General features: G+C 70.0%; 4 protein-coding genes and 1 riboswitch. All 4 genes read left to right on the forward strand.

The features are described 5' to 3' along the window. The first annotated feature begins 4 nt into the window (after positions 1-4). Entirely contained in the window at positions 5-3,253 is a 3,249-nt protein-coding gene (locus tag B2742_RS14825; protein ID WP_292067806.1) for an efflux RND transporter permease subunit, read from the forward strand. Next, on the forward strand, positions 3,253-4,683 hold the full coding sequence (locus tag B2742_RS14830) for an efflux transporter outer membrane subunit (protein ID WP_292067808.1): 1,431 nt from the start codon (positions 3,253-3,255) through the stop codon (positions 4,681-4,683). Before B2742_RS14825 ends, B2742_RS14830 begins: the two co-directional genes overlap by 1 nt. Before the next feature lie 66 nt (positions 4,684-4,749). Then, positions 4,750-4,871, forward strand: a riboswitch (SAM riboswitch). 103 nt (positions 4,872-4,974) lie between these two features. After that, positions 4,975-5,961 (forward strand): homoserine O-succinyltransferase MetX, encoded by a 987-nt coding sequence (gene metX, locus B2742_RS14835; protein WP_292067810.1) that lies wholly within the window; start codon positions 4,975-4,977, stop codon positions 5,959-5,961. Continuing rightward, a partial coding sequence (locus tag B2742_RS14840) for a PLP-dependent transferase (RefSeq protein WP_292067812.1) occupies positions 5,958-6,649 on the forward strand: 692 nt, incomplete at its 3' end. The genes metX and B2742_RS14840, both read left to right, overlap by 4 nt.

Below are 6,649 nucleotides of genomic sequence, written 5' to 3' on the forward strand. Positions count from 1 at the left end.
GCCCATGAACATCTCACGCTTCTTCATCGACCGGCCGATCTTCGCGGCCGTGGTCGCGGTGTTCATCACCCTGATGGGGGTGTTCGCCTATCCGCTGCTGCCGCTGTCGCAGTATCCGGAGATCGCGCCGCCGACGATCACCATCAACACCGCCTATCCCGGCGCCTCGGCCGAGACGGTGGCCGAGACCGTCGCCGCTCCGATCGAGCAGGAGGTCAACGGCGTCGAGGGCATGCTGTACGTGTCCTCGTCGTCCACATCGGATGGCGCGGTGTCGGTGACCGTGACCTTCCAGCCCGGCACCGATCTGGATGCAGCCCAGGTGCTGGTCCAGAACCGCGTCGCCCTGGCCGAACCCCGCCTGCCGGAACAGGTCCGCCAGATCGGCGTGACCGTGAACAAGCAGGAGAGCGGCTTCCTGATGATCCTGGGGATGACCTCCCCGGACAAGTCGCTCGATAACGACTACGTCGGCAACTACGCCAATTCGACGCTGCGCGACCGGCTGCTGCGCCTCGAAGGCGTCGGCGCGGTACAGATCTTCGGCGGCGGCAACTATGCCATGCGGGTCTGGATCGATCCGGGCAAGGCCGCCGCGCGCGGCCTGACCGGACCCGACATTGTCGCCGCCCTGCGCGCCCAGAACGTCCAGGCCGCCGCCGGCGCCATCGGCCAACCGCCCTTCGCCACCAATGCCGCGGCCTTCCAGCTGCCGGTGCAGGTGCAGGGCCGGCTGTCTGACCCGGACCAGTTCTCGAACATCGTGATCAAGACCGACGCCGAAGGCCGGGTCACCCGCGTGCGCGACATCGCGCGCGTCGAGCTCGGGGCCCAGGACTATGGCATTCGCGGCTTCTTCGACGGCGAGCGCGGCGTCGGCGTGGCCATCATCCAGCAGCCCGGCGCCAACGCCTTGGGCACGGCCGAGCGCGTGCTGGCCGAGGTCGAGGCGATCAAGGCCGACCTGCCGCAAGGCATGGACGTGTCCGTCGCCTACAACCCGACCGAATTCGTCGCCGCCTCGGTGGAGTCCGTGCAGCACACCCTGATCGAGGCCGTGATCCTCGTGGTGCTGGTGGTTATCGTCTTCCTGCAGACCTGGCGGGCGGCGATCATTCCGATCGTGGCCATTCCGGTGGCGCTGGTGGCGACCTTCGCCGTCCAGCTGGCGCTCGGCTATTCGATCAACTCGCTGAGCCTGTTCGCCCTCGTCCTTGCGGTCGGCATCGTCGTCGATGACGCCATCGTCGTGGTCGAGAATGTGGAACGCTACATCCGCGAGGGCCTGACGCCCAAGGAGGCCGCCTACCGCTCCATGCAGGAGGTGTCGGGCGCCCTGATCTCGATCGGGCTGGTGCTGGTTTCCGTTTTCGTCCCGACCATGTTCGTGCCGGGCATTCCGGGCATCTTCTACCGCGAGTTCGCCATCGTCATCACCACCGCCTCGGTGGTGTCGCTGATCGTGTCGCTGACCCTGTCGCCGGCCATGGCCGCGCTGCTACTGAAGCCGCACAAGGAACACGACGCCCGCCGCAAGCCGGGTCTGCTGGGCACGGTCGTCTATTACGGCGGCTATGCCGGGCGGAAGTTCAATGACGGCTTCGACTGGCTGTCGGACAGATACGGCCGGCTGACCGCGCGGCTGGTGCGCACCATCGGCCTGATGCTGGTCATCTATGTCGCGCTGCTCGGGCTGACGACCTGGCGGCTGCTGGACACGCCGTCGGGCTTCATTCCCGAGCAGGACCAGGGTTTCCTGATCGGCGTCATCCAGCTGCCTCCGGGCGCCTCGCTGGAACGGACCGAGGCGGTGATGAACCGCGCCTCCGAGATCATCAAGGGCACCGACGGCGTCGAGGGCATGGTCGCCTTCGCCGGTCTGGACGGCTCCAGCTTCTCGTTCGGCTCGAACGCCGCGACCATCTTCGTCCGGCTTGACGCCTTCGGGGAGCGCAAGTCCGCCGAACAGGCCGCCGCGGCCCTGGCGGGCGCCATCACCGGCGCCACCATGGGTATCGAGGACGCCAACATCTTCGTCATCGCCCCGCCCGCGGTCCAGGGCCTGGGCAACGGCAACGGCTTCCAGATGATGGTGCAGGACCGCTCCGGCGCGGGCTATCGTCCGCTCGAGGGTGCGACCTTCGCCATGATGGGCGCGGCCGCCGGCGCGCCGGACCGGGTCGAGCAGGTCTTCTCGACCTACAACACCGGATCGCCGCGCATCGCCGCCGACGTCGACCGCGACAAGGCCCTGATGATGGGGGTCCAACCCGCGGACGTGTTCAACACGCTCGGCGTCTATCTGGGCTCGTCCTACGTCAACGACTTCAACTTCCTCGGCCGGACCTTCCGGGTCACCGCCCAGGCGGAGCCGTCGGCGCGCGACGACATCGCCGACATCGCCAATCTGCAGACCCGCTCGGCCTCCGGCGCCATGGTGCCGATCGGTTCGGTGGCCACGCTGCGCGAGGACTCCGGTCCGGCGCGGATCGTCCGCTACAACCTGTTCCCGGCGGCCGAGCTGCAGGGACAGGCGGCGGCCGGCGTCTCGTCCGGTCAGGCGATCGCGAGCATGGAGCAGCTGGCGGAGGCTACCCTGCCCCCGGGCTTCTCCTACGAGTGGACCGGCCTGGCGCTGCAGGAGAAGCAGTCGTCGGGCGGCGCGACCATCGTCTTCATCATGGCCGTGGTGCTCGTCTTCCTGGTGCTGGCGGCGCAGTACGAAGCCTTCACCCTGCCCCTGTCCGTCGTCCTGATCGTGCCGATGTGCATTCTGGCGGCGATGGTCGGGATTAACATCCGCGGTCTGGACAACAACATCCTCGTCCAGGTCGGACTGGTGGTCCTGATCGCCCTGGCGGCCAAGAACGCCATCCTGATCGTGGAGTTCGCCAAACAGGCCGAGGACGAAGGCCTGAACCGCTGGGACGCCGCCGTCCGCGCGGCCAAGACCCGTCTGCGGCCGATCCTGATGACCTCCTTCGCCTTCATCTTCGGCGTCGTGCCGCTGATGCTGGCGACCGGCGCGGGCGCGGAAATGCGCCAGTCGCTGGGCACGGCCGTCTTCTCCGGCATGCTGGGGGTGACCTTCTTCGGCCTGATCTTCACCCCGGTCTTCTACGTCCTGATGCGCGGCGTGGCGGCCCGGCTGCCGGGCAAGCCGAAGACGGAGCCCGGCGTTCCGACCACCGGCGGCCTGCCGCCTCACGACGCCGATCCCGCACCGGCCACGCCCCGTCTGGGAGACGCCTGATGACCCCCTTCACCAACCCCCGGGTCCTGACCGCAACCGCCTTCGCCAGCCTTGCGCTGGCGTCGTGCGCGGTCGGGCCGAAGGCGCCTGACGCGACCCTTCCCCCCTCCGCGTCGGGCGCCTTCATCAGCGCCACCCCCGGCGTCACAGCCGAGGCCGCGCGCGACGACTGGTGGCGGCTGTATGACGACCCGACGCTGGACGGGCTGATCGGTCAGGCCCTGACGGAGAACAATGAACTGGAGGCCGCCGAGGCCAATCTGCGCCGCGTTCGCGCGGCTCTGGGCGAGGCCCGGGTCGGGCGCCTGCCGTCCACCTCTGTCAGCGCAACGGGCCAGTACGGCCGCGCCTCGGCCGCGACCGTTCCCGGCGGCAACGGCGGCCAGCCGCTGGACGAGGGCGAGAGCTACGACCTCGGCCTCGACGTCGCCTATGAGATCGACCTGTTCGGCCGCGTCGGAGGCTCGATCCGCGCCGCCCGCGCCGATGCGGACGCGGCGGCCGCCGCCCTCGACGTGGTGCGGGTGACCGTCGCCGCCGAGACCGCGCGCGCCTATGCCGACGCCTGCTCGGCCAATGCGCAGATCGCGGTCGCGGAACGGACCATCGAACTGCAGTCGAACAGCGTTGACCTGACGCAACGTCTTCTGGACGCCGGCTCGGGCAATGGTCTGGACACCGCCCGCGCCCGCTCGGCACTGGAGAGCAGCCGCGCCGGCCTGCCCCCTCTCCGGGCGCAACGGGACGGGGCCCTGTTCCGGCTGGCCACCCTGACCGGCCGCACCCCCGCCGAGGCCAGCCAAGCGGCGCGGGCCTGCCAGCGTCCACCGCAGCTGACCCGACCGATCCCGATCGGCGACGGCGCCCAGCTGCTGGCGCGGCGTCCCGACGTGCGTCGGGCCGAGCGAAATCTGGCGGCGGCCGCCGCGCGCGTGAACGTCGCCACGGCCGATCTGTTTCCGCGCATCACCCTCGGCGGTTCACTGGGATCGACTGCGCTGGACGCCGGGGATCTGTCCAACGACTCCAGCTTCCGCTTCAGCGTCGGTCCGCTGATCAGCTGGTCCTTCCCCAATGTGTTCGCCGCCCGCGCGCGGATCGAACAGGCTTCGGCCGGCTCTGACGCGGCCCTGGCGACCTTCGATCAGACGGTCCTGGTCGCACTGCAGGAGACCGAGACGGCGCTGGCGAACTACGCCAACGAACTGGACCGCCGCGCCGCATTGCAGGCGGCGCGGGATCAGGCTGCGACGGCCGCCCGCCTGTCCCGCCTGCGCTTCGACGCCGGGGCCGACAGCTTCCTGACGGTGCTGGACGCCGAGCGCACCCTGGCCGGCGCGGACGCCCAGCTGGCGGCCTCGGACGCGCTTGTCACCACCTACCAGATCGCCCTGTTCAAGGCGCTGGCGGGGGGCTGGAACGAGGGCTGACAGGGCCTGATTTCGCACCGCAACAAAGGGGATTGACGCCGCCGGAAGTGTTCGCCACCGTAAGGGCACTCATCAAGACCGGCGGAGGGATAGGCCCTTTGATGCCGGGGCAACCTTCCGGGACTTCCCAGTCCCGGAGATGGTGCCAACTCCTGCGAGGCCTCCCCGGAAGCCGCGAGAGATGAGTGAAGCGACGGCCCCCTCACGTCCGGGGTCCGGCTGACTTCACGGGTCTGTCACGCATGAATTGGTTCGCCCCACCGGTTTCGCTGAGCGAAAGCGGAGCGGACCGTGGCGTCCATACAAGTCCCTGACGAACCCGCCGGGCGCGACATCCGCGCCGCCATCCCCGACGATTTCCGGCTCGAATCCGGCCAGCGGCTGGCGGCGACCCAGGTCGTCGGGCGGCTCCACGGCCTCGCCGACGGCCCGCTGGTGGTGGTCGCCGGCGGCATCTCCAGCGGGCGGTTCGCCGCGCGCTGGTGGCCATGGGCGGTCAAGTCCGGCGGGCCGATCGATCCGGACCGCGTCCGCGTGCTGGCCTTCGACCTCCTGCCGGGCCGGGACGCGTTCGGCGTCACCATCACCACCACGGATCAAGCCCGGTTGCTCGCCCTGCTGCTCGACGCGCTGGGCGAGGCGCGCATCGACGCCTTCGTCGGCGCCTCCTACGGCGGCTGCATCGGCCTGGCCTTCGCCGCGGCCTTCCCCGGGCGGATCGGCGCGCTCGCCGTCATCTCCGCCGCCCACCGCGCCCATCCGGCGGCGACCGCCTGGCGGGGGGTGCAGCGCCGCCTGCTCGCCTTCGCCCGCGACTGCGGCCGCGAGGCGGAGGGCGTCGCCCTCGCCCGCCAACTGGCCATGACCACCTACCGCACCGCCGACGAGTTCGCCCTGCGCTTCAGCCCGACGCCGCCCGCCCGGGCCGGCGAGCCCTGGCCGGTCTGCGACTATCTGATCGCCCGGGGCGCGGACTACGCCGACGTGACCAGCGCCGACCGCTGGATCAGCCTGTCGGATTCACTCGATCGCCACAGCGTCGATCCGCGGGCGGTCCGGTGCCCCCTGACCGTGATCGGCTTCACCTCGGACGCCCTCGTGCCGATCGCCGACAGCCGCGAACTGGCGGCCCGCGCGCCGAACCTGCGCCGCCTGATCGAGGCCCCATCGATCTTCGGTCACGACGCCTTTCTGAAGGAGCGCGAGTTGGTCGGCCGCGCGCTCCACGACGTCCTCAATCCCCTCACCGCCCTCCAGCCCGACGAGATCGCCGCATGACCGCCCCCGCCCAGGCCCATCCCTGTACGACCGCCGCGCGCCATGGGGTGAACAGCGACCCGGCGCACGGCGCGGTGATGCCGCCGCTCTATCTGTCGTCGAACTTCAGCTTCGACGGCCTCGATGGGAAGCGGCGCTACGACTACACCCGGTCGGGCAATCCGACCCGCGATGTGTTGGGCGAAACGCTGGCGAAACTCGAAGGCGGTTGTGGCGCGGTGGTCACCGCCACCGGCATGGCGGCGGTCGATCTGGCCCTGTTCTCGCTCGAACCCGGCGACCTTCTGATCGCCCCGCACGACCTGTACGGCGGCACCCATCGCCTGTTGTGCGCACGGGCGAAGCGCGGCCATTTCGACGTGCAGTTCGTCGACCAGAACGACCGCACGGCGCTGGACGCGGCCTTTGCGCTGAAGCCGAAACTGATCCTGATCGAGACGCCGTCCAACCCGCTGATGAGGATCGTGGACGTGGCCGACCTGTGCGTCCGGGCCCATGCCGTCGGCTGCAAGGCGGCGGTGGACAACACCTTCCTGTCGCCGGCCCTGCAGCAGCCGATCGCCCTCGGCGCCGATCTGGTGATCCATTCGACCACGAAATACATCAACGGCCATTCCGATGTGGTCGGCGGCTGCGTGGTGGCGAAGGACGCGGCCGATCTTCAGCAGCTGACCTGGTGGGCCAACTG

The sequence above is a fragment of the Brevundimonas sp. UBA7664 genome, from assembly GCF_002483305.1.
In the GTDB taxonomy this organism is placed as follows: domain Bacteria; phylum Pseudomonadota; class Alphaproteobacteria; order Caulobacterales; family Caulobacteraceae; genus Brevundimonas.

Excerpts from the sequence above, each read along its gene's own strand:
- B2742_RS14825 (WP_292067806.1), top strand. The coding sequence starts at position 5 with ATGAACATCTCACGCTTCTTCATCGACCGGCCGATCTTCGCGGCCGTG.
- B2742_RS14830 (WP_292067808.1), top strand. The coding sequence starts at position 3,253 with ATGACCCCCTTCACCAACCCCCGGGTCCTGACCGCAACCGCCTTCGCC.